22 protein-coding genes are annotated in these 23110 nt (G+C 68.1%); 11 read left to right on the top strand and 11 right to left on the bottom strand.

The genetic code is table 11. The features are described from left to right. Window positions 1–32 precede the first annotated feature (32 nt). Window positions 33–737, top strand: coding sequence for an SEL1-like repeat protein (locus ACZLIB_RS00205; protein ID WP_032128680.1), 705 nt, complete (start codon window positions 33–35; stop codon window positions 735–737). Between the two features lie 42 nt (window positions 738–779). Here ACZLIB_RS00205 and ACZLIB_RS00200 read toward each other — a convergent pair whose 3' ends face one another. The 4 genes from ACZLIB_RS00200 to ACZLIB_RS00185 form a co-directional block, all read right to left on the bottom strand. Then, window positions 780–2384 (bottom strand): OpgD/OpgG family glucan biosynthesis protein, encoded by a 1605-nt coding sequence (locus tag ACZLIB_RS00200; RefSeq protein ID WP_012509627.1) that lies wholly within the window; start codon window positions 2382–2384, stop codon window positions 780–782. 105 nt (window positions 2385–2489) lie between these two features. Then, window positions 2490–3302, bottom strand: coding sequence for a bifunctional DNA-formamidopyrimidine glycosylase/DNA-(apurinic or apyrimidinic site) lyase (mutM, locus tag ACZLIB_RS00195; protein WP_478468863.1), 813 nt, complete (start codon window positions 3300–3302; stop codon window positions 2490–2492). A gap of 19 nt (window positions 3303–3321) precedes the next feature. Further along, window positions 3322–3654: an EF-hand domain-containing protein gene (locus ACZLIB_RS00190; protein ID WP_277779111.1), complete on the bottom strand. Its 333-nt coding sequence runs from the start codon at window positions 3652–3654 to the stop codon at window positions 3322–3324. Next, window positions 3651–4853, bottom strand: a complete 1203-nt coding sequence (locus ACZLIB_RS00185; protein WP_478468861.1) for a DesA family fatty acid desaturase — start codon at window positions 4851–4853, stop codon at window positions 3651–3653. Before ACZLIB_RS00185 ends, ACZLIB_RS00190 begins: the two co-directional genes overlap by 4 nt. Window positions 4854–5039: 186 nt before the next feature. Here ACZLIB_RS00185 and ACZLIB_RS00180 point away from each other — a divergent pair, with 186 nt between their 5' ends. Next, window positions 5040–5825: an ABC transporter ATP-binding protein gene (locus tag ACZLIB_RS00180; protein WP_478468859.1), complete on the top strand. Its 786-nt coding sequence runs from the start codon at window positions 5040–5042 to the stop codon at window positions 5823–5825. Window positions 5826–5968: 143 nt separating this feature from the next. Here the strand turns inward: ACZLIB_RS00180 and ACZLIB_RS00175 are convergent, their stop codons facing one another. Next, on the bottom strand, window positions 5969–7171 hold the full coding sequence (locus ACZLIB_RS00175) for a DUF4785 domain-containing protein (RefSeq protein WP_478468858.1): 1203 nt from the start codon (window positions 7169–7171) through the stop codon (window positions 5969–5971). An 11-nt stretch (window positions 7172–7182) separates the two neighbouring features. After that, window positions 7183–8061 (bottom strand): hypothetical protein, encoded by an 879-nt coding sequence (locus ACZLIB_RS00170; RefSeq protein WP_049399000.1) that lies wholly within the window; start codon window positions 8059–8061, stop codon window positions 7183–7185. 262 nt (window positions 8062–8323) lie between these two features. Between ACZLIB_RS00170 and ACZLIB_RS00165 the strand changes: the two genes are divergently transcribed. Then, a complete protein-coding gene (locus ACZLIB_RS00165; RefSeq protein WP_049399001.1) occupies window positions 8324–9163 on the top strand; it encodes an acid phosphatase in 840 nt (279 codons plus the stop codon). Window positions 9164–9275: 112 nt separating this feature from the next. Here the strand turns inward: ACZLIB_RS00165 and ACZLIB_RS00160 are convergent, their stop codons facing one another. Next, window positions 9276–11546 (bottom strand): TonB-dependent receptor, encoded by a 2271-nt coding sequence (locus ACZLIB_RS00160; RefSeq protein WP_032129261.1) that lies wholly within the window; start codon window positions 11544–11546, stop codon window positions 9276–9278. Window positions 11547–11705: 159 nt separating this feature from the next. On the opposite strand from ACZLIB_RS00160, the gene ACZLIB_RS00155 reads away from it, so the two are divergent. Both ACZLIB_RS00155 and ACZLIB_RS00150 read left to right on the top strand, forming a co-directional pair. Continuing rightward, window positions 11706–12722 carry a TIGR00266 family protein gene (locus ACZLIB_RS00155; RefSeq protein WP_032129262.1) on the top strand — a complete coding sequence of 339 codons (1017 nt, stop codon included), beginning with the start codon at window positions 11706–11708 and terminating at the stop codon, window positions 12720–12722. A 284-nt stretch (window positions 12723–13006) separates the two neighbouring features. Beyond that, the gene (locus tag ACZLIB_RS00150; RefSeq protein WP_049399033.1) at window positions 13007–13999 is read left to right on the top strand and encodes a patatin-like phospholipase family protein; all 993 of its coding nucleotides are present in this window, start codon (window positions 13007–13009) and stop codon (window positions 13997–13999) included. Between the two features lie 39 nt (window positions 14000–14038). On the opposite strand, the gene ACZLIB_RS00145 is transcribed toward ACZLIB_RS00150, so the two are convergent. Next, window positions 14039–16039, bottom strand: a complete 2001-nt coding sequence (locus tag ACZLIB_RS00145) for a hypothetical protein (protein ID WP_478468857.1) — start codon at window positions 16037–16039, stop codon at window positions 14039–14041. An 87-nt stretch (window positions 16040–16126) separates the two neighbouring features. After that, window positions 16127–16609: an Lrp/AsnC family transcriptional regulator gene (locus ACZLIB_RS00140; RefSeq protein WP_004153377.1), complete on the bottom strand. Its 483-nt coding sequence runs from the start codon at window positions 16607–16609 to the stop codon at window positions 16127–16129. A 125-nt stretch (window positions 16610–16734) separates the two neighbouring features. Here ACZLIB_RS00140 and phhA point away from each other — a divergent pair, with 125 nt between their 5' ends. Beyond that, window positions 16735–17628, top strand: a complete 894-nt coding sequence (gene phhA, locus ACZLIB_RS00135) for a phenylalanine 4-monooxygenase (RefSeq protein ID WP_478468855.1) — start codon at window positions 16735–16737, stop codon at window positions 17626–17628. Between the two features lie 110 nt (window positions 17629–17738). On the opposite strand, the gene ACZLIB_RS00130 is transcribed toward phhA, so the two are convergent. Further along, entirely contained in the window at window positions 17739–18794 is a 1056-nt protein-coding gene (locus tag ACZLIB_RS00130) for a LacI family DNA-binding transcriptional regulator (protein WP_049399006.1), read from the bottom strand. A 239-nt stretch (window positions 18795–19033) separates the two neighbouring features. Between ACZLIB_RS00130 and ACZLIB_RS00125 the strand changes: the two genes are divergently transcribed. The 4 genes from ACZLIB_RS00125 (at window position 19034) to ACZLIB_RS00110 (ending at window position 22068) form a co-directional block, all read left to right on the top strand. Next, window positions 19034–19624, top strand: coding sequence for a cysteine dioxygenase family protein (locus ACZLIB_RS00125; RefSeq protein WP_049399007.1), 591 nt, complete (start codon window positions 19034–19036; stop codon window positions 19622–19624). A gap of 116 nt (window positions 19625–19740) precedes the next feature. Continuing rightward, window positions 19741–20379: a bifunctional 4-hydroxy-2-oxoglutarate aldolase/2-dehydro-3-deoxy-phosphogluconate aldolase gene (gene eda, locus ACZLIB_RS00120; protein WP_132808674.1), complete on the top strand. Its 639-nt coding sequence runs from the start codon at window positions 19741–19743 to the stop codon at window positions 20377–20379. 95 nt (window positions 20380–20474) lie between these two features. Beyond that, entirely contained in the window at window positions 20475–21503 is a 1029-nt protein-coding gene (gene adhP / locus ACZLIB_RS00115; protein ID WP_478468854.1) for an alcohol dehydrogenase AdhP, read from the top strand. 166 nt (window positions 21504–21669) lie between these two features. Then, the gene (locus tag ACZLIB_RS00110) at window positions 21670–22068 is read left to right on the top strand and encodes a hypothetical protein (protein ID WP_478468852.1); all 399 of its coding nucleotides are present in this window, start codon (window positions 21670–21672) and stop codon (window positions 22066–22068) included. Window positions 22069–22122: 54 nt separating this feature from the next. Here the strand turns inward: ACZLIB_RS00110 and ACZLIB_RS00105 are convergent, their stop codons facing one another. Continuing rightward, on the bottom strand, window positions 22123–22521 hold the full coding sequence (locus ACZLIB_RS00105) for a hypothetical protein (protein WP_049399009.1): 399 nt from the start codon (window positions 22519–22521) through the stop codon (window positions 22123–22125). Between the two features lie 146 nt (window positions 22522–22667). On the opposite strand from ACZLIB_RS00105, the gene ACZLIB_RS00100 reads away from it, so the two are divergent. Beyond that, on the top strand, window positions 22668–23012 hold the full coding sequence (locus tag ACZLIB_RS00100) for a hypothetical protein (RefSeq protein ID WP_032129273.1): 345 nt from the start codon (window positions 22668–22670) through the stop codon (window positions 23010–23012). Window positions 23013–23110: the final 98 nt, after the last annotated feature.

Here is a 23110-nt window from a genome sequence, read left to right as displayed (position 1 = left end):
CGGCTCCCCTGCTGCCGAACTGGACGTCCGACATGCGCTCTGCCCTCCTGCTGCTGCCGCTGCTGTTGCTGCCCCTGCTGGCCACCGCGGCCGAGCGCCCGTCAGGTGAAGACGATGCGGCGGTGATCGGCGCCGGTTTCATGGACAGCCACCCGGACATGATGTACCGGCAATGGGGCGTCAACGCGCTGCGTCGCAACGATGTCAACGGCGCGATGGACAACTTCCGGCTGGCCGCGCGGTATGCGGACAAGCCTGCCCAGGGCTACCTCGGCGAGATGTACTGGTACGGGGTAGAGCAGCCGCGCAATCCGGTCATGGCCTATGCCTGGATGGAGGTGGCGGCCGAACGTGGCTATCCGTTGTTCGTCGAGCTGCGCAACGAGTACTGGGCCACGCTGCCGCTGGAGCAGCATGATGCGGCGCGCGCGCAGGCAAGCGCGCTGCGCGCCGAGTATGGTGACGAAGTCGCGCGCCCACGCATGGCCGAAGTGCTCAGAAAGGGGCGCCGCGAGATGACCGGCAGCCGCGTCGGCTCGATGTCCAACAACGTCGACATCGTGTACATGGACGGCGGAATCTCCCGCACCATCAAGGCCGATCGCCTCTACGACCCGAAGTACTGGGACCCGAAGCAGTACGAACGCTGGCAGGACGAAACCTGGATGAAGATCCGCCGGGGCACGGTGGAAGTGGGTGTGCCGACCCAGTCGCACGCCACCGACAGCAAGCCTTGAAACAACGGTGCCGGCGTGTAGCCGGCACCGGGCCGCATCCATTCAGTACAGCGTGCGCTCCGGCGCACCTGCCGGCGGCGGGGTGTACTGGTACAGCCAGGTCTCGGTGAGGGTCTTGCCGCCACTGCGCAGGAACAGGCGGATGTCGATCTGCTCGGTGCTGCCTTCCGGCGGCACCAGGTCGAACATCGCGCGGTAGCCGTTGATCTCGCGCAGCGGGCGCGCCGACACGATCTCGACCCGGCCACGGCTGGCTTCCACCACGGCCTCGACCTCACCCTTGTCGATCAGCCTGGCCAGTTCGCCGCCTTCGAAGTCCACCGCGAAGCGCCAGCTGAAATACTCGCGCTTCTTGCCGACCACGCCGCCCAGGCCGGTGCGGCTGGCCACGCAGTGCGCCAGCGGCGGCCGTGCCGGCGGCTCGGCGCCCCAGTACAGGCGGTAGCCGACCAGCAGCTCCTGGCCCGGCTGCGGCTTTTCCTTCGGGTTCCAGAACGCCACGATGTTGTCGAAGGTCTCGTCCACGGTGGGAATCTCCACCAGCTGCACCGAGCCCTCGCCCCATTCGCCCTTCGGCTCCACCCACAGGCAGGGGCGCTTCTCGTAGAACACGCCGTCGTCCTGGTAGTGGTCGAAGTTGCGGTCGCGCTGCAGCAGGCCGAAACCACGCGGGTTGCGGTCGACGAACATGTTGAAGCGCAGGTTGCGCGGATTCAGCAGCGGTCGCCAGATCCATTCGCCGGCACCGGTCCACAGCGACAGGCCATCGGTGTCGTGGATCTCCGGGCGCCAGTCCCATGCCATGCGGCGGTCGTTCTCGCCCACCTGGTACATGCTGGTGCACGGGGCGATGCCCAGCCGCTCGATCGCCTTGCGCGGGTACAGCGCGCTGTCGATATCCATCAGCAGCACGTCGCCGTTGGTGATGGCGAAGCGGTACGCACCGGCCACGCTGGGCGAATCCAGCAGGCCGTAGACCACGATCGTCTCCGAATCGGCCGACGGCTGCTCCAGGTAGTAGGCGATGAAGTCCGGGAATTCCTCCGGCTTGCCCATGCCGGTGTCGATCGCCAGGCCGCGCGCGGACTGGCCGTACTGGCCTTCCTTGCCGACCGCGCGGAAGTAGCTGGCGCCGAGGAAGGCCGCGAAGTCGCGGTCGGTGTCCTTGCGGGTGTTCAGGCGGAAGCCGGCGAAGCCCAGATCGGCCGGCAGCTCGCCGTCCTTGATGCCGCTCTTGCCGTAGTTGAACGCCGCGCCGTCATAGGCCAGCTCCTGCGCCTTGCCGTCGACCACGTCGAACATGCGCACCGGCGAGTGGAAGTACAGGCCCAGGTGGAAGAACTTGGCCTGGAACTTGCCCGGCTGGTCAGCCCACAGCGCATGGTCCTGGCGGTAGCCGATCGACTGGTACTGGTCCCAGTCCAGGCCTTCCAGGCGGCCCGGCAGCACCCGCTTGTGGCTCTTGTAGGGTGCCTGTGCCAGCGCGCGCGCCTGGCCCTTCAGGGTGGCGAAGTCGAATGGCTGCGGCTGGCCGAGGCGGCGCAGGCCCATCTGGCCGCTCTTGCTGGCCGCGCACGCGGGCAGGGACGGCAGGCCGAATGCAGCCAGGGCGAGGGAGGCATTGCGGATGAAGTCGCGTCGTTGCATGCAGGCGCGTCAGGCACAGAGGGAAGGTCGGCCATCATAGGCAGACAAACGTTAACGGGCAGCGGAGACGTACCCTGCCCGTTCAGCTGCCGCTGGCCGCCCGCCTCAGCGCTGGCAGTGGCTGCACCAGACGCTGGCGCGCTGGCCGATCGTGGCGTGCTTCAGCGCGCGGCCACAGTTCGGGCAGGGCAGCCCGTCGCGGCCGTACACCAGCAGTTCCTGTTCGAAGTAGCCCGGTGCGCCGTCAGGGCTGATGAAATCGCGCAGGGTGGTGCCGCCACGGGTGATGGCGTAGCCGAGGATTTCCTTCACCGCGTCGGCCAGCCGCTGATAGCGCCCGCGCGAGATCTTGCCGGCCTCGCGCAGTGGACTGATGCCGGCCTTGAACAGGCTCTCGGCGGCGTAGATGTTGCCCACGCCCACCACCACCGCCTGGTCCATCAGGAAGGTCTTCACCGGCGCGCTGCGGCTACGGCTGCGGGCGAACAGGTAGTCGCCGTCGAACGCGTCGTCCAGCGGCTCCGGGCCCAGCCCCTGCAGCAGCGGATGGATCTCACCGGCGGGCTGCCAGAGCAGGCTGCCGAAGCGGCGCGGGTCGTTGAAGCGCAGCAGGCGGCCGTTGTCCAGGCTGATGTCGACGTGGTCGTGGGCGCGCACCGGCGTATCACCGGGCAGCACACGCAGGCTGCCGGACATGCCCAGGTGCAGCACCGCGCTGCCGATGGCGGTATCCAGCAGCAGGTACTTGGCGCGACGGCGGATCTCCTCGATGCGCTGCCCCGGCAGCAGCTCGGCCACTTCCGGCGGAATCGGCCAGCGCAGGTCGGCGCGGCGCAGGATCACGCCGTGCACGCGGCGGCCCTGCAGGTGCGGCGCCAGGCCGCGGCGGGTGGTTTCGACTTCGGGCAGTTCAGGCATGAACCGATTCTACGCCCGCTCAGCGTGGCGGTGCCGCCAGTTCACGGGCATCCAGGACGCCATCACCGTTGGCATCCTGCTTGTGGAAACGCTGCACGATCACCTGCCGCTGCTGCTCGCGGCTGATCGCCCTGCCCTTGCCGCCGGGCAGCTCGTCTGCGCTCAGCACGCCATCGCCATTGCGGTCCATGCGGTCGAAGGCATACAGCATCCACTGCACGTATTCGGATTCACTCACCCGGCCGTCGCCATCGCTGTCCATCCGCTGCAGGTAGCTGGTGGTGTCGGTGACCTGGGCCAGCGCCGCGCCCGGCAGCAGCATCGTCAACGCAAGCCCATACCCAGCCCTCACGCGCCCACCAGGCTGTAGCCCTTCAACCGTGCGGCATAGGCCTGCAGCGCGGCGATCCCGCTTTCCTCGGCCTCACGGCACCACGCCTGCAACTGATGCAGGCGCTCGGCGGCATCGTGGCCGCGGGCTTCCAGCAACGCGGCCAATCGCCCGCGGTACTCGACCAGGGTGCGGATGCGCGGGCGCTGCGCCACCCATTCGCTGAGCTGGGCACGACTGTCCGGCTTCAGCCAGCGGCCATCGTTGACCAGGCCACGGCGCAGCCGGCGCGGCAGCAGGCGGCGCAGCTTGGCCCCGGCCTGCACGGCTTCCTCGCGCAGGGCCGGCATGAACACATTGCGCTGGTAGTCGGTCATCGCCTGGAAGCGGTGCGAGAGCAGCGCCTTCAGGGTTTCAGCATCGGGCACGGCGATGTTCGGGCGCACGTCCATGGCCGGCGCCACCCGCAGCACCTTGGCCAGGCGCAGCGCCTGCAGCAGGCGGATCGCACTCCAGCCGATATCGAACTCCCAGCGCCGCATCGCGAAGCGCGCCGAACTGGGGAAGGCATGATGGTTGTTGTGCAGCTCCTCGCCACCGATCCAGAACCCCCACGGCGTGAGATTGGTGGAGGTGTCGGCGGACTCGTAGTTGCGGTAGCCCCACCAGTGCCCCAGGCCATTGACCACGCCCGCGGCCCAGAACGGGATCCATGCCATCTGGATCGCCCACAGGGCCACGCCCGGCAGGCCAAACAACACGGTATTGATCGCGAACAGCAGCACCGGCCCCAACGTGGCATGCGGGGTATACAGGCGGCGCTCGATCGCATCATCCGGGGTGCCGCGCCCGTACTGCTCGATGTCCGCGCGCATGCCACGCGCTTCGCGGTACAGCTCCACGCCGTGCCAGAACACCTTGCCGATGCCACGGGTGACCGGGCTGTGCGGGTCGTCCTCGGTCTCCACCTTGGCGTGGTGCTTGCGGTGGATGGCCACCCACTCGCGGGTGATCATCGAGGTGGTCAGCCACAGCCAGAAGCGGAACACATGGGCCAGCGCCGGGTGGAAATCGACCCCACGATGGGCCTGGCTGCGGTGCAGGTACAGGGTCACCGAGAAGATGGTGATCTGGGTGAAGACCAGCAGCACCGCCAGCATGGCCCACCACCCCAGGCCGAGCACACCACCGGTCAACAGGGACATCAGGGCATCTGGCATGACGGCTCTCCGGGTCGACGCGGGGATGGCAGACATCATGGGCGCTTGCGTTGCAAACTGCATCCCTGCGGCGATGCTCTGCATCGCCATCCGAGGCACCGTTCACAGTTGGGGACCTGAGTTGTCGAGCCTTGATCCACGCGCCAGCGCCATGACCGCCGCCCCGCCCCTGGCGGAGCAGCCCCCTTGATCGAACTGGACCGCGCCACCGTGGTACGCGGCCAGGTGAAGGTGCTGCACGGGCTCAGCCTGCGCATCGCGCAGGGCCAGCACACCGCCCTGCTCGGCCCCAACGGCTGCGGCAAGTCCACCTTCATCAAGCTGATCACCCGCGAGCTGTACCCGCTGGCCCAGGGCGACGGCGCGGTGGCGGTGAAGGTGCTGGGCCAGAACCGCTGGCAGGTGGACCGGCTGCGCTCGCAGCTGGGCATCGTCACCGGCGACCTCAGCAGCAACCTGGCCGACATGCCCGGGCTGACCGTGGAACAGGCGGTGCTGTCCGGCTTCTTCGCCAGCTACGTGGTGCCGGCCTTCCGCGAGGTGACCGCCGACATGCGTGCACGCGTCGGCGAGACACTGGCGATGACCGGCGCGCTGTCGCTGCGCGACCGCGCCTACGCCGAGTTGTCCGCCGGCGAGACCCGCCGCGTGCTGATCGCCCGCGCGCTGGTCAATCGGCCGCAGGCACTCCTGCTGGACGAACCTTCCACCGGGCTGGACCTGGTTGCCCGCGAACAGCTGGTGGCAACCATGCGGGTGCTGGCACAGCAGGGCATCACCCTGGTGCTGGTGACCCATCACATCGAAGAGATCATTCCCGAGATCGAGCGGGTGGTGCTGCTGCGCGACGGCCGCGTACTGGCCGATGGCACCCGCGCCGAGCTGCTGCGCAACGAACCGCTGTCGGCGGTGTTCGGCGGCGCGATCACGGTGGTCGAGCAGGAAGGCCGACTGACCGCGTACGCGGGATAGACAGATGCATCGCTCTCCGTAACCGTCTGTAGAGTCGAGCCATGCTCGACTGCCGTTCGCCGCGAGCAGAAGCAGCCGAGCATGGCTCGGCTCTACAGAAGGCGGGGCAGCGGGCCGGATGTTCCGGCCCGCCACCGCTTTGCTCAGAACCGCAACGCCAGCGCGCGTGACTCGATCGGTGCCATCCGGCTCTGATCCTGCAGCTGCAGGTCGCGCAGCTCGTACGGTGCGCCGAAGCCGGCCGGCAATGCGGCCTGGTCGAACGGCAGCACCAGCTGGCCTGCGCCCGGGCCATCGAACCACGCGGCCGCATGTGCCTGTGCGACCGGCTTCAACTGGCCATCGCGGGCCGTGGCATACAGCGTGCCCCGTGCCTCATAGCGGCCTGCGGCGGCCACCTGCAATGGCAGTGCCACCTGGCGATTGGACGGATCCGGTGCCGCCTGGCCACTGAAGCGGGCAGTCGGCCGTGCCACCGCAAAGGCGACCTTGCCATCGCGCAGCACACCGTCGGCCTGGGCGAACACCTGCAATTCCCACAGCCCCTGCACGCTGCCGACATCGGCCGGGATCCGCACCTGCGCGCGCAGGCTGCCATCGGTAGTGCGCAGCAGGCGCTGCGGCCAGCTGCGGCCATCCGGTGCGACCAGCAGGGCTTCACCGCCCAGCCCACCACGACGCGATGCCAGCTGCGCGGTGGTGGCGCCGTCTTCCAGCAGGCGTGCCTGCAGCTGCATGTTGCCGCCGGCCAGCACCTGCGCCTGGTTGGCCTGCACCTCCAGCCGCAGCGGGCTGTTCGGCTCCAGCACCTGCACCACGTAGCGGCCCTGGGCCTGCGCGCTCTGCAGCGTGTAGGCACCGACGGCACTGGTCGCGCCGGTACGGAGCATGCTGCTGCCATCGCTGACCGGCATGCCGGCGTCCTGCAGCGCGCGCGCATCGACACTGCGCGCCACGCTGCTGCGGCCGGCCGGGTCGCGCACCTGTAGCGTGTTGGCCGGCAGCGCGCGGGCACCGTCGGCCGGGCTCAGCTGGATCACCGCATCCGGCGCCGTCAGTGGCAGGTCCAGGCCGCGTTGCAGCTGCGTGCCATCAACCTGCTGCCAGTAGCTGCGGCTGACCGAGGCATACGGCGTGGCCGCCTGCAGCGGTTGTGCGGGGTCCAGTGCCCAGGCAAAGGCCAGTGGCGCGTGTTCGCTCTCATCGGCGGGAAGCGGCGCGGCTACCAGGGCGGCAGGCACCTGATCGCCCGCACGGGCGGCCTGCAGCGGCTGCGCGGCCTGCGCTGCGGAAAGGGACAGCACTGCCAGGGTGGCGCCGGCCAGCAGGGTGGATTGAATCGTCATGGTCGTCTCCCTCACTGGGTCAGGTCGTTGCGCAGCAGGGTGCCGAGGCCGAAGCACTCGCGGCGGCTCTGGTTGTGGCTGAGCGGTTCTGCACCCTGGGTACGCGCCTTGTCGGTGAACCAGGTGGTGCCGGCGGCCTTCTGGCTGCTGCACTCCAGGAAGCCATCGGAGCAGGACGACAGCCAGTTCTGGGTGAACTCCAGGCCGACGTTGGCGGCATAGCCACCGCAGTAGCTGTTGCTGTCCCACACCGCCGACTCCACGTCGCTGCCGACCACCGCGCGGAACGGCTTGGGCAGGGCGGGACGGCCGGCGGTGCCGTACAGGTTCTGTGCGTTGTAGGTGGCCATGCTCGCCACCTGCTGCTGGCGCACGGCGTCGTTCTTGTAGCCCAGCAGCCAGCCCAGCGAGGTTTCAAAGGTGTTGCCGTTGAGCACCGCATCGGCCAACGGCGTGCCGGCCGAAGACGGTGCCAGCGCGTTGACCTTGCGCACCGTGCGGATGATCTTCGGATAGCGGCTGTCGTAGGTCGGGTTGGACAGGATCCAGCGCATCACGTTGCCGCCGTTGGAGTGGGTGATCACCACCAGCTGGGTGATGCCACGGCTGTCGATGAAGCCGGTCAGCTGATTGGCCAGGCAGCCGGCCGCTTCCGGCTTCCACATGTACTGGGTGAAGTCGCAGTTGATGACGACGTAGTTGCTGCTGTTGGGCAGGCCCTGGCGCACGGTATCGATGATCGCCGGCTGCCAGTAGTCCTGGGTGGCGTTGGTCTGTGCGCCGGTGCCATGCACGAAGGCCACGCCGACCACGTCGGCCGCCTGTGCCGGCGCGGCTGCCAGCCCGAGGAGCAGGGCCAGGACGGTACTTCCTGTTGCGGTGCTGCGCATCGCTTCTCTCCCTCTGTCAACGGATCCCCCCGACCCGGCTGGAACTGGACGGCCCCTGGTGCTTGCCGTTGTGCCGATGCTCGCGGCGCGGCCGCGTGAAAGTCCGTGCGCTGCGCCCGGATTCAGGAGACTGACGTCACTCGATGACGCTTTTCATATCGCCGGGATGACCATGCCGGGTCTGGCCGTATGACCGATGGCCACTGCGGTGTCGTATACGGGCTGCGATCATGGCGCGATGTTTTTCCTCCGGAGCCTGTCCATGTCGCTGATTTCCCACCCTGCCCGCCCGCTGCTCGGCCTTGCCGTCATCGCGGCCCTGGCCGGTTGTGCCGCCACCGCCGCCAAGCCGACCGCCGTCGAAGCCAACATCACCACCAAGGCGGTGGGCTATCTGGACAAGAGCGCGGTACCGGCCAGCCTCGACCTGGTGCCAGCACCGCCGGTGGCCGGTTCGGCCGCCCTCGCCCTCGACGAACAGGTCAGCCGTGAAGCCCGCGCGCTGCGTGGCAGCCCGCGCTTCGCCCAGGCCGGTGTCGATGCGGAACTCGGCTTCCCCGAAGGCGCCAACCACTTCTCCTGCGCCGCCGACATCGACGTCGATGCGGTGAAGACCCCGGCGCTGTACCGCCTGCTGGAGCGCAGCCGGATCGACGCCAGCGCCGCCACCAAGGCCGCCAAGAACCACTACCAGCGCCCGCGCCCGTTCATGGTCAATGGTGAACCGACCTGCTCGCCGAAGGACGAAGAAGGCCTGCGCAAGAACGGCTCGTACCCGTCCGGCCACACCTCGATCGGCTGGGCCTGGGCCCTGATCCTGTCGGAGATCGCACCGGATCGCGCCGATGCCATCCAGGCGCGCGGCCGCAACTACGGCGAGAGCCGCCTGGTGTGCAACGTGCACTGGCAGAGCGACATCCTGGAAGGCCGCTTCATGGGCGCCGCCGCCGTGGCCCGCCTGCATGACAACGCCGCGTTCAACAAGGACCTGCTGGCCGCACGCAAGGAGATCGCTGCCGCGCGCAAGGCCGGCCTGCACTCCAGCCGCGACTGCGCGGCCGAGGAAGCGGTGCTGAAGGTGCGCCCGCAGAGCGCGCTGTAAGCGCCTGGCGGTTCAATTGTTGCCGGCCAGCGGCCGGCACTACCGATGGGTGTAAAGCAGAAGGGCCGGCATTGCGCCGGCCCTTCTTCATTGCATCAACGCAGCCACCACATCAGAACTTCGCGGTGAACTCCACGCCCCAGGTACGCGGCTCGTTGAGGAAGCCGGTCAGGTTGTTGAAGTCGATCGCGCCGACCACGCGGGTCTGGTTGGTCAGGTTGCGGCCGAACACGGCCACGTCGTACTGGCCGTAATCCCAGTTGTAGCCCAGGCGCAGGCCGCCTTCCAGCGAACTACGGCCGCGGAATTCCGGCGACTCGTAGATGAAGAAGTTCACCGCGCTGCGGTAGGCCCAGTCGGTGTAGGCATACAGCTCGCTGCCATCGCTGAGCGGGAAGCCGACACGCAGGGTCGCGTTGTGGATCCACTTCGGCGCCTGCGGCAGCGGATTGCCGTTGACCAGTGCGTAGGTGCCACCGTTGATGACGGTGGTCGGGTCGTTGATGGTGCAGCCACCGCCGCAGATCGCTACCGCCAGATCCTTGTCCTTGATCTCGGTGTCGTTGTAGCTGCTGCCGAAGGTCAGCAGCACGTTGTCAGCCAGATAGGCTTCCAGGTCCAGCTCCACGCCCTGGCCGATGGTCTTGTCGGCGTTGAGCAGGGTGGCGGTGTTGTTGGTGCCGCCCACGGCGATCAGCTGCTGGCCGTCAACGTTGTAGCGGAACACGCTCAGGCCCAGGCGCGCACGGCGCTCGAACAGGTCGGCCTTGATGCCGGCTTCGTACGAGATCACCTTCTCCGAATCGGCCTGCGACAGGCCCGGCGCGAAGGCCAGGCGGCCCTGGATCGACGGCGCACGGAAGCCCTTGGCCACGCGGGCGTAGGCATTCACGTTGTCGGTCAGCTTGTACACGCCGCTGACATCCCAGCTGACGTCGTTGACGTCGGTGTTGGCCAGGTACGGGCCACTGACCGGGGTGCCGAACGGCACGGCCTGCAGCACGCTGGCGTTGAAGTCCTTCTTGTCCTGGGTGTAGCGCACGCCGGCACGCAGCTTGAAGCGGTCGGTGACATCGAAGTCACCCGAGGCGAACACCGCCCATGCCTTGTTGCGCTGGTTCTGCACCACGTGGCCGGTCTGCGGATTGCCCGGCTTCAACGAGTTGTAGTTGAAGTTGTTGATGGTCACGTCTTCGTCGAAATAGAAGACGCCGGCCTGCCAGTCGAAGCGGCCCCATTCGTTGGATTCAACGCGGAATTCCTGCGTCCACTGGCGATGGTGCGGCAGGCCGTCGGCCGACTCCGACGAGAACGGGATGAAGCCCGGCCCATAGTTGCCAGCGCCCAGCGATGCGTCGCCGTAGCCACCGTCGATGTCACCACGATTGAGCGATTCGGCGGTTTCATAACCGGTGATCGAGTGCAGGGTCACCGAACCGAGGTTCCACTGCAGGCGCGCGCTGCCGCCCCAGGTTTCCAGGTCGGAGAAGTTGACGCCATCGTTGGCCACCTTGTCGCGATCGAAGTTCTCGACCAGGCCGTTGCCACCCTTCTGGATGATGTTGGCACGGAACAGGCGGGCGGTGCCGTTGAGCTTGCGCTTGTGCAGGTTGAACAGTGCTTCGAAGTCGTCGCCTTCGTACAGGAACTGCACGCGGCCGGCGGCTTCGTCATAACCTTCGAAACCGCTGTTGGGCGCACCGGCGCGGGTGTTGTCGACCCAGTCGTCACGGCGCTGGTAGATGGCCGAGACGCGTGCCGACCAGCGGTCGGTCAGCGGGCCGCCATAGGCGCCCTGCACGTTCCAGCTGTTGTAGCTGCCATAGCCCACGCGCACGTAGCCGTCGGCATCCTGCGACGGGCGCGCCGAATCGAACTTGACCACGCCGGCCGGGGTGTTGCGGCCGAACAGCGTGCCCTGCGGGCCACGCAGCACTTCCACATTGGCCAGGTCGAACAGCGGGAAGCCCTTCAGCAGCGGGCTTTCCTGCACCACGTCGTCGTACACCAGCGACACCGGCTGCGACGCATTGAGGTCGAAGTCGGTGTTGCCCAGGCCACGGATGTAGAAGCGCGGGAAGGCACGGCCGTAGGACGACTCGATGTTGAGGCTGGGCACGCGCGCGGCCAGGAAGCGGATGTCGTCGCCCGCCGAACCCAGCACATCGAGCTTCTCGCCCTGGATCGCGCTGATCGCGACCGGCACGTCCTTGGCGTTCTCGACGCGGCGCTGCGCGGTCACCTGCAGGGCATCAAGGGCAACCGGATCCTTGGCAGCGGGAGTTTCCTGGGCGGCTGCTACCAGCGGCAACAGGGCGGAAAGAGCGGCAACGAGGGGGCGCGCGACCGGAAGGCGGCCACGGGAAGTGCGGGTCGGAGACATGGCGGTAGGCTGTGTTTGGAGGGGTGGTAAAACGGCGCTACCAGATAATTGTTGCAATACAGCACCTGCCCCGCAAATGCCTGCCGTTCATGGCCGCGTCGCCCCGGCCCCCGCGCCCTCGCTAGACTCGGGGTTTTCCAGCCCTGCAGAGCCGCCGCGATGACCCAGTGGTACTTCCATGCCTCCGCCCAGGCCGAGCGTATCGGCCCGCTTGATGACGAGGCCGCGCGCCGTTATGCGCAGGCCAACCCGCGCGCCCTGGCCTGGTGCCAGGGCATGAGCGGGTGGACCTCGATTGCCGAGGTGCCCGAACTGCAGTCCGCGGCCCCGGGCATGCCGAACACCCCGCCGCCGGTCCCCGCCGCGGCCAGCGGCCGCGCCGACGACATCGAATTCCGCATCGTCGGCCATGAAATGCAGTTCGTGGAGATCGAGCTCGACCCCGGTGAGAGCGCCATTGCCGAGGCCGGCGCATTGATGTTCAAGGATGCCACCGTGCAGATGGACACGGTGTTCGGCGCCGCCAACGGCGACCAGGGCGGCGGCTTCATGGGCAAGGTGATGGCCGCCGGCAAGCGCGTGCTGACCGGCGAGAGCCTGTTCGCCACCGTCTACACCCAGAGCGGCCACGGCAAGGGCAAGGTCGCCTTCGCCGCGCCCTACCCCGGCACCGTGCTGGCAATGAAGCTGGACCAGCATGGCGGCCGCCTGATCTGCCAGAAGGACAGCTTCCTGGCCGGCGCGCGCGGCGTGCAGATCGGCGTGCAGTTCCAGCGCAAGATCATGACCGGCCTGTTCGGCGGCGAAGGTTTCATCATGCAGAAGCTGGAAGGCGACGGCTGGGTGTTCATCCATGCCGGCGGTTGCGTGGTGGAGCGCGAGCTGGCCGCGGGCGAGCGCCTGGATGTGGATACCGGCTGCGTGGTGGCCTACCACCCGACCGTAGACATGGACGTGCGCCGGGTGGCCGGCATCAAGAGCATGCTGTTCGGTGGCGAAGGCGTGTTCCTGGCCACGCTGACCGGTCCGGGCAAGGTCTGGCTGCAGTCGCTGCCGTTCTCGCGTCTGGCCGGCCGCATGTGGATGGCCGCGCCGCAGGGCGGTGGCCAGAACCGCGGCGAAGGCTCGGTGCTGGGCGGCCTGGGCCGGATGCTGGACGGCGACAACCGGTTCTGACCGCCCCCGGTCGTGCCGGCCGCTGGCCCGCAACCTCATGGACCTTGGCGCGCATCCCGGTCGTGCCTGCCGCTGGCCGGCAGCCCCATGGACCTTGGCGAGCGTCCCGGTAGTGCCGGCCGCTGGCCGGCAGCCTCATGAACCGTTGCCAGGTTCCCAATGATTGCCGGCCAGCGGCCGGCACTACCTTTATGAATGGGCGATGTTTCCCACCCTGCCCGCCCCGCCACGGCTTCGGTATGCTGGCGCCCTTTCCTGAATCCGGCGCCGCGAGCGCACTGCCGATGAGCCTGTTCCGCCCCCGCATGCTGCTGTCCGTCGCCCTGATCGGCCTGCTGGCCGGCTGCGGTGGCGATCCGGTCCGTCCCACGCCGCCGCCGGCACCCACCGTGGTGCCGCAGGCCAAGCCGGTGAAGATCGGCATCGCCCTCGGAGGCGGCGCGGCCAAGGGCTTCGCCCACATCGGCGTGATCAAGATGCTGGAGGCCAATGGCTTCGAGCCGGCCGTGGTGTCCGGCACCAGCGCCGGCAGCGTGGTGGGTGCGCTGTATGCCAGCGGCATGGACGCGTTCCAGATGCAGAGCAAGGCGGTCGCGCTGGACGAAGCCAGCATCCGCGACGTGCGCCTGTTCTCCGGCGGCCTGGTGCAGGGCCAGAAGCTGCAGGACTACGTCAACGAGCAGGTTGCCAACCGTCCTGCCGAGCGCCTGAAGAAGCCGTTCGCCGCCGTCGCCACCCAGCTCGAAACCGGCGAGCGCTCGATTTTCGTCCGCGGCAACGTCGGCCAGGCGGTGCGCGCGTCCAGCAGCATTCCCGGTGTGTTCGAACCGGTGAAGATCGGCGGCCGCAACTACATCGATGGCGGCGTGGTCAGCCCGGTGCCGGTGGATGCCGCGCGCCAGCTCGGCGCCGACTTCGTGATCGCCGTGGACATCTCCAGCAAGGCCAGCGGCAAGGCGCCGACCGACATGCTGGGCATCGTCAACCAGTCCATCTCGATCATGGGCCAACGCCTGGGCGAGCAGGAACTGGCACGCGCCGACATCGTCATCCGCCCGAAGGTGCTGGACATCGGCGCCGCCGATTTCAGCCAGCGTGGCACCGCCATCCTGGAAGGCGAAAAGGCCGCGATGGCAGCCATGCCGCAGATCCGCGCGAAGATCCAGCAGCTGCAGCGCGCACGTGCCGCGGCGGCCGCACCGGCACCGGTGGCCGCGCCGAAGTGCGAGGAAGCCTCGCGCCTGGGCAAGCTGATGGGCCGCAAGGACAAGTGCTGACCTGAGCCGGCGTGTCGCTGCCAGACAGCGACGCGCGTGCTAGCGCGCGGGCCGGTAACCGCTGGCCTGCTGCCGCTCGCGCCTGCGCATCTGGCGGGCCTGCTCCTGCAGTGTCGCCGTATGCTGCAGTTGTTCCATGCCATCGGCCGGCACATGCAGCTGGCGTCGCGCACGGGTCAGCGCCAGATAGACCGCGCGCACCGGGTTGTGCCAGATGTGCCTGCCCTGCCCCGCACTGAAGCAACCGGGCGACAGCGAGACCACGTCGAACTGCAGGTTCTTCGCGTGTTCGGCCAGGCACAGCGCCACCCGCCCTTCAGCGGGCGTGTCCTGGTCATCAAGCGCCAGCAGCAGTGACTGCACCCGATCGGCAGACGCAAACAGTTCGACCAGCGCGCCCTGCCCTTCGTCGGCCTGCGTGGCCAGGAAGCGCTCCCATTCCTGGTCCGATGCGCTGTCGCGGCGCCGGCGCCACGCATCCAGTGGCCGCTGCAGCACGCTGCGCAGCGCGCGCAGCGATGCCGGATGCAGGTAGGGCCGCAGCCCGAGTGCGTGCAGCTGTGCCGCGTCCAGGGCCAGATCGGCGACGCTGCCATGGATGCGCAGGCCCTCGCTCGGCACCTGCGCCCAGTCGCGGTAATGCAGCACACCGGTGGCGCGGTCGGTGGCACCGACGAACGGCCCACTTTCCTGGCCCAGTCCATCCAGTGCCAGGGTCTGGTTGACCAGGCCCTCGACCTGGTTGCCCTGGCGCACCGACTGGTGCATTTCCAGCACCTTCGACGCGGCCCAGCGCGGCACCGTACCGGTCAGGCACTGGTGCGGATCACCCAGGCTGACCACGCCAGGCGCATGGCCGGCCAGCAACTGCTTCCACGACGGGCTCAGGTCATGCGCCTCGTCCACCAGCAGCATGCCCATGTCCTGCGGGGGGGTGACGCCGCGCAGCGCCAACCACTTGCCGATGTGCGCCGGGCTGAGGCTCAGCAGCGTGCCCCGCTGCAGCTCGGCGTCGAACATGCAGCGCCAGACGTGCTCGGCGGCCGCCATGTACGGCGACACATCGAGCATCGCAGCGGGCACCGAACGGTCGAAATGCTGGAACGCCAAGCCCGGGGCCGACGACGCGCACCAACGGTTGATGGCCTCGAACGCGGTCAGCAGCACCTGCTCCGGGCTGCGCCCACCGATGCCCTGCAGGCCGATGCGGCCGGCAATCTCGCGCGGAGTACGGGTGCTGCGCCGGTAGCTGGCAACGAAGCCACCGGTCTGGCCGCTGCGCGCGGCGTGCTGCGCCACGCGGTTGGCGAACTCGATCTGGGTCAGCAGGCGCACCGCGGTGCTGGCCGGCACGCGGGCGCGGAAAGCTTCCACCTGCCCACGCGAAGGCGCCACGTAGGTGTAGCGGCCCGGCCGCGCCTCCATCAGCGCCAGCACCAGGTGGCCCTTGCCGGTGCCGGCATAGCCATCGAGGTCGATCAGCTCATCGGGGTTGGCGGCGATGGCGCGCAGCACGCGGGCCTGCTCGGAGGTGTACAGGCCATGGTGCTCGACCGACCGCGCATCCGCGGCGGCGACGTCATCCTGCGTGGCCTCGTCATCGTCACTGGAAAAGGTGGCGGGAAAGCGGATCTCATGTTCGACCAGGGTTTCCTGGCAGGCCTGCTGCAGGGCCAGGCCCGGGTACTCCCGTGGCGACTGCGCGATGACGTCCTGCAGGATCTCCGCCGGCGCCAGCAGCACGCCGTGGGCAGCCAATGCGGTCAGCCAGGCATCCAGCTCCGGTTGGCCACCGCCACCGGGCCCGGCCAGCTGTGCAGCCGCGCCTTCGTTGCCGGCAAACAACGCGCAGGCATCATGCAGCAGGCGCTCGATCTCGGCCGCCGGATGCAGGCGCGTCCGGCACAGCTGCGCGGCCATCAGGCCGGCCTGCTCCACTGCGGTCTGCGGTGGCGTGCCATGGGCAACGTAGCGCGCCAGCGACTTGCGCTGCAGCGGCAGGAACGTGGTGGTGGGCAGCGGGTGCTGGAGTTCGGACATGCGTGGAACCGGAAAGGAACGCTGCGACGCGCGCAGGGCGGAGATGCTCGGCTACCCGCCCGGCGCCGTCAAATCGCAGCGGCGCGTTCATTCCAGCTGCGAAAGCGGCAATGCCTGGAAGCCCTTCACCGTGCGCAGCACGAAGCTGGAATTGGCATCGGCCACGCCACCGGCGTTGAGCAGCCGGTCCAGCAGGAAGTGCGAGAAGTGCTCCAGGTCGCGCACGTAGACGTGCAGCAGGTAGTCCATGTCGCCGGTCAGTGCATGGCAGGCCACCACTTCATCCCAGCCCTGCACGCTGTCGACGAAGTGGCCGATGGCGGCCTGGTCGTGCTTTTCCAGCTGCACGCGCACGAAGGCCTGAAGGCCCAGGCGCAGCTGGCGCGGTTCCAGCCGCGCGCCATAGCCGACGATCACGCCCTCGCTTTCCAACCGCTGCAGGCGACGCAGGCAGGCCGAGGGCGAGAGATTCACCCGTGTCGCCAGCTCGGCGTTGGTGGCGCGCCCATCCCGCTGGATTTCAGCCAGCAGACGTATATCCGTGCGATCGAACTGGACTTCTCCGGCCATTGTTGCCCCGCAACATGGTGAGTACGCAAGGATATTGCGCCAACAAGGCCAATCGGCGCAACTTTTGCAACCCTGTTGCGCGCGCCCTGCCCTAGCATCGTGGGTATCCCGTCAAGGAGTGCCCCATGGACCTCGCCCAGCCCCGCCGCGTCGAACACCAGCAGACCGACAAGGGCTACGTGCCGGTGTATACCACCGCGCTCGTCGAGCAGCCGTGGGACACCTACAGCGCCGACGACCACGCCACCTGGAGCACGCTGTACCAGCGCCAGCGCGAGCTGCTGGTCGGCCGTGCCTGCCAGGAATTCCTGGATGCACAGGACGAAATGGGCATGAGCGCGCACATCATTCCGCGCTTCGATCAACTCAATGAAGTGCTCGGCGCCGCCACCGGCTGGACCCTGGTGGGTGTGGAAGGCCTGCTGCCGGAACTGGATTTCTTCGACCACCTGGCAAACCGCCGTTTCCCGGTGACCTGGTGGATCCGTCGCCCGGACCAGATCGATTACATCGCCGAACCGGACCTGTTCCACGATCTGTTCGGCCATGTGCCGCTGCTGATGAACCCGGTGTTCGCCGACTACATGGAGGCGTACGGCCGTGGCGGCGTCAAAGCCCACGCGATCGGCCCGGATGCACTGCAGAACCTGACCCGCCTGTACTGGTACACGGTGGAGTTCGGCCTGATCGATACGCCCGACGGCCTGCGCATCTACGGCGCCGGCATCGTGTCGTCGAAGGGCGAATCGCTGTACTCGCTGGAGTCGGCTGCGCCCAACCGCATCGGTTTCGACCTGCAGCGGATCATGCGTACCAAGTACCGCATCGACACCTTCCAGAAGACCTACTTCGTCATCGACAGCTTCGAACAGCTGATGCAGGCGACGTCGCCGGACTTCACCCCGATCTACGCGGCGCTGTCTGATCAGGCGCATCTGCCGGCGGGCGATGTGCAGGGCGATGACCGCGTGTTCCAGAAGGGCACCGGCGAAGGCTGGGCCGACGGTGGCGACGTGTAAGCGCACGGCGCACACCTCTTCGCATTGAAAAGAAAACGGCGCACCTGGATGCGCCGTTTTCGTTGCTGCCTGCCTGCACCGTCACGGCAGTGCAGGCGAGGGCAGGGCGATCAGGCGTCCACGGCCCGGCAGGAACCGCGCACCATCAGCTGCGGATGCACGCTGGTTGCGGTCGGCGCATCCGGCACGTCGGCCTGCACCAGCATCGCCGCGGCCATGCGCCCGATGTCGGACACATGGCGGCGCACCGAGGTCAGCGGCGGCCACAGCCGCGACGCCAGTGGGCTGTCGTCGTAGCTGACGATCGACAACTGCTGCGGCACCGCGATGCCCGCACGCAACGCCACCTGATACACGCCGGCAGCCATTTCGTCGTTGCCGGCAAAGATCGCACTGGGGCGTTGTCCGCCCATCAGCAGCCGTTCGGCGGCATGCACGCCCGACTCGAACGTATCGCCTGCTTCCAGCACGCGTTCACCCGGCAGGGTCAGGCCCACCTGCGCCAGCCGGTCGAGGAAGCCATGGGTGCGCTCGCGTGCGGTACGGCGGTCACCCGGACCGGCAATCACCGCGATGTCGCGGTGGCCGAGCGAGAGCAGGTAGCCCGCTGCCGCGGCTGCACCGTCGCGATCATGGGTGACCACGGCCTGTGCCTCGTCATCCGACACATGCGCGTTGATGCGGACGTAGCGGCATTCAATGCCGTCGAGCATCTCCGTCAACGCAGCTGACTCGGAGGCACGCGGGCCCAGGATCACGCCATGCAGCTTCTGCTGCTGCACGAAGCGCCGCACGCCGTGCGCGCAGTCCGGAGACTGGCTGTCGCAGGGATGCACGACCAGTTCATAGCCGGTGCCGCGCAGCGCTTCCAGCGCGCCGTGCTGCAGGTCGACGATGCATTGGGCGCCCGGGTCGTCATACACCAGGCCGATCAGGAAGGAGCGGCGGAACGCGAGGCCGCGCGCCAGGGGGTCGGGCACGTAACCGACCTCGCGCATCAACGCCTCGACCTTGTCGCGGGTGTCTTTGCGCACCAGCGGCGAGTTGTTGATGATTCTTGAAACCGTTTTCTTGGAAACTCCCGACAGTCGTGCGATGTCGTTGATCGTGGCAGCCTTGCCCTTCGATGCCGGCAACGCGGCATCGCTAATAATTCGCACTGACATGTATAGAACCAGGTAAGTCGGAGAATTCTAGCCTTGCGCCCTTGGGGCGCGAAGTTGCGGAATGTCGCAGCGAAGATGGATCGCGTCGTGTTCGACCGCTTCTGCTGCGCGAGGTTCCATTGTGATCGCTCTACTTGATGTCCATCTGAACCGTTCTTCCGCGCGTGTTCACCTTGAATGCGGGCGCGACGCGCGCGAACGCCAACATTCCCTTAACCAGGCTCCGCTACAGTCGGGGCATGGACCTGCAGACTTCTCCGTTTCCGGTGTTCCGTGGCCGCGACAGGTTGATCGCTGCGGTCGACGCGGCGATGACCTCCGGTGATGCCGAGCGCATCACCGCCGACCTGCAGCTGGCGCTGCAGGAAGCCATCGCGGACAGCCGCATCGAATTGCCCGAGTGCGTACACCGTCCGGTCAGTGATCATTACGCGCGACGCCCGCTGTACCACAGCCGCGAACACGGCTACAGCGTGATTGCCATGAGCTGGGGCCCAGGGCAGGGCACGCCGCTGCACGACCACGATGCCATGTGGTGTGTGGAGGGAGTGTGGTCAGGCGAGCTGGAGATCACCCGCTATGAACTGCTGGAGCGCAACGGTGAGCGCTGCCGCTTCCGCCGCCACGCCGTGCTGCGCGGGGGCTGCGGCAGTGCCGGCAGCCTGATTCCGCCGCACGAGTACCACACCCTGCGCAACGCCAGCAACGAAGCGCTGGCGATCTCGGTTCACGTGTACGAGGCGCAGATGGAGCGCTCGGCGGTGTTCGATCCACTCGGTGGTGACTGGTACCAGCGTCGCATCCAGGCATTGCAGGCCGACCCGGCCTGAGCCGGGGGCAGGGCGGGGCACCACCAGCACCGTCGTGAGCCACGTGGCATCATGCGCCGCTGCGCTGCCGGACCCGGCGGCGATCCGCGATGCCCGGTCGGGCAAGGAGCAAGACGATGTCCAGCGCTGATCCGCGCCTGCGCGCGCTGTTGAAGCTGGCACCGGTGATTCCGGTGTACACCCCCGAAGATGTGAATGAAGCGGTCGAAGTGGCCCAGGCGCTGTTCCGCGGCGGCCTGCCGGTGATCGAAGTGACGCTGCGCACGCCGCAGGCGCTGGATGCGATCAAGGCGATGGTCGAGGCCGTGCCCGATGCGGTAATCGGTGCCGGCACCGTGCTCAACGCCGCGCAGATGCAGGCAGCCAAGCAGGCCGGTGCGCGTTTCGCGGTGTCCCCCGGTGCCACGCCGACGCTGTATGCCGCCGCGCGTGATGCCGACCTGCCGTACCTGCCCGGTGCCGCCACTGCCTCCGACCTGATTTTGGGCCTGGAGCACGGCCACGACACCTTCAAGTTCTTCCCGGCGGTGCAGGCCGGTGGCGCTGCGTTGCTGGCGGCCTGGCACGGCCCGTTCGCCGATGTGCGCTTCTGCCCGACCGGCGGCATCAGCGCGCAGACCGCGCCGCAGTTCCTGCACCTGCCCAACGTGCTGTGCGTGGGCGGCTCGTGGCTGACCACCCCGGCGCTGCTGCAGACCCGCGACTGGGATGCGATCGAGCGTCTGGCCCGCGAGGCCTCGGTACTGGCCGGCTGAACCGCTGCACGAATCGTCAAAGGTTTGATCGTGATCAAAGCGCCGGCCTCGAGCCGGCGTCATTCTGTGGGCAAGCGCACTACGGAGATCCGAACATGAATTCGACCATGAAGGCCGCCGTGGTGCGTGAGTTCGGCAAGCCACTGGTGATCGAGGAAGTCCAGGTACCGCGCCCGGGGGCGGGCGAAGTACTGGTCAAGATCGAGGCCTGTGGCGTCTGCCACACCGACCTGCACGCCGCCGAGGGCGACTGGCCGGTGAAACCGAACCCGCCGTTCATCCCCGGTCACGAGGGCGTGGGGCACATCGTGGCCGTGGGAGGCGGGGTAGGGCACGTCAAGGAAGGCGACAGGGTCGGCATCCCCTGGTTGTACTCGGCGTGTGGCCATTGCGAACACTGCCTGGGTGGCTGGGAAACGCTGTGCGAGACACAGCGCAACACCGGGTACTCCGTCAACGGCGGCTTCGCCGAGTACGCACTGGCCGATGCCAACTATGTCGGCCTGCTTCCGAAGGACGTGGGCTTCGTCGAGATCGCGCCGGTGCTGTGCGCCGGCGTGACCGTCTACAAGGGCCTGAAGGTCACCGACACCAGACCCGGTGACTGGGTGGCGATTTCCGGCATCGGTGGCCTGGGCCACATGGCGGTGCAGTACGCCCGCGCGATGGGGCTGAACGTGGCTGCGGTGGATGTGGACGACAACAAGCTGGCATTGGCCCGGCAGCTCGGCGCGCAGATCACCGTGAACGCGCGTACCACCGATCCGGCCGCCTTCCTGAAGAAGGAAATCGGCGGCGCGCACGGCGCGCTGGTCACCGCGGTGTCGCCGAAGGCGTTCGAGCAGGCGCTGGGCATGGTCCGCCGTGGCGGCACGGTCTCGCTCAACGGACTGCCGCCCGGTAATTTCCCGCTGGACATCTTCGGCATGGTGCTCAACGGCATCACCGTGCGTGGCTCGATCGTCGGCACCCGGCTGGACCTGCAGGAGTCGCTGCAGTTCGCTGCCGAAGGCAAGGTCGCGGCCACGGTCAGCACCGACCGCCTGGAAAACATCAACGACGTGTTCGCGCGCATGCATGCGGGCACGATCGAAGGCCGCGTGGTGCTCGACTTCGCCGCCTGACCGCCTGTGCATGGCCGCCGTCGCTCCGTCCCCCTCTCCCACGGACGCGGCGGCCATGCCTATCCCCCGGTGGTGCCGGCCGTTGGCCGGCAAACCCCAGTCGGTTCGGTAGTGCCGGCCGCTGGCCGGCAACCCGGGCACTCTGTGGCAGCCGTACAATGCGCGCATGCCCGACCTGCTCAAGACCCTGTTCCTGTCCCTCGTCGCTCTGATCGGCGGCGTGCTGTCGCTTGCGCTGGTCAGCAGCGTCGCCAGCTGGCTGCCCCCGCTGGTGGGCATGTCGCCGGACAACAACAGCGTGCAGCTGGGGTGGGACCTGGCCTTCAGCGTGCTCGGCGGCGTCGCTGGCATTTCCTTCGCCACCTACTACGCACCGTGCTGGCCGCGTTCGCATGGTTTTTCGATCTGGTCGTTGATCGCGCTCGGCTGCGCCTACGCAATGTGGACCGCAGGCGCGGATTTCCCGCTCTGGTTCGTCATTTCGCTGCTGGCATCGCTGCCGTTGCAGCTGCTGGCCGGCTGGTGGTTCGGCCGCCGCGCGTCGCGCGACGCAACGCCGGCCTGACGCACGACATCACGTCGTTCACCGCGTTGCGCGCTCGACGCGCATGGCCCTTCGTTACTGCAGTAACGGCTTCACCGCCGCCGCCGGAATATGGTCCAGTGCGCGCCAGGCGTCCTCCACCACCGGCCTCGCCTGCGACCAGCTCAACCGCGACTGCCCGCGCATCTGCTCCCAGTGCTCGGCCAGTTCCTCGCAGGTATCGGCGGCGTCACCGCGTGGCCAATCCGCGGCATGGGTGGTCAGCGCGAAGGCATACACCGGGCACAGATCGCGCCAGTTGCGGTGGCTCTGGCCTCGGCGCTCTTCGTAGTCACTGAGCATGTACTGCAGGTAGTCCTGCGCCACCGCCTGCGGATCTTCCTGGCGGCGCGTGCGGCGCTGCGCGGTGCGCTGGCCGAGCGGATCGAGCAGGGCGTTGAACACGGACGGTGCGGGTCGTTCAAGACGGGGCATGGCCGGCTCCTGCAGCGGGGGCGGGTGGGCAGGAATACGCGCGGTGCCGTTACCGGGGGGTGAGCGAGATGTTCATGACGCCAGGTTCGCGGCGGCTTTACCTGCAGGGCGGTGTAGTGGGAGCCCCCGAGTGCAGGTACCAGACCATGAGCCGAGAGACCTCACGAGACCCGCTGCGCGAAAACCACCCGCCCATTCCCGGCGAACAGCGCGGCAAGCGCGATGCCGACAATGCCGACTACCGCGGCACCGGTGCACCGTTCTTCGATGCCGAGCATGCCGGAGAGCATCTGCCGGTGAAGCACGAGTCTGAACAGGCCGCGCTGGACCGCAAGGACGGCGGCGACCGCCATCGTGGCGGCCAGGAAAGCCCGCTCAAGCGGCGTGAGCGCAAGCAGCGCGCCAGCGACAACCAGGATGAGGCGCTGGAGGAGACCTTCCCGGCCAGCGACCCGACCTCGCCGTTCGTGCCGGCCAAGGCCCCCGACTGACCGGTAGTGCCGGCCGCTGGCCGGCAACCTCCTGACGTCCTGCACGGCGCAATGCCGGCCAGGGCCCCCGATTTACGGGTAGTGCCGGCCGCTGGCCG

It is taken from the genome of Stenotrophomonas sp. 220_Sma (assembly GCF_056487375.1).
Note: the sequence above shows the minus strand (reverse complement) of the source record. Positions and strands in the feature narration are given on the sequence as shown.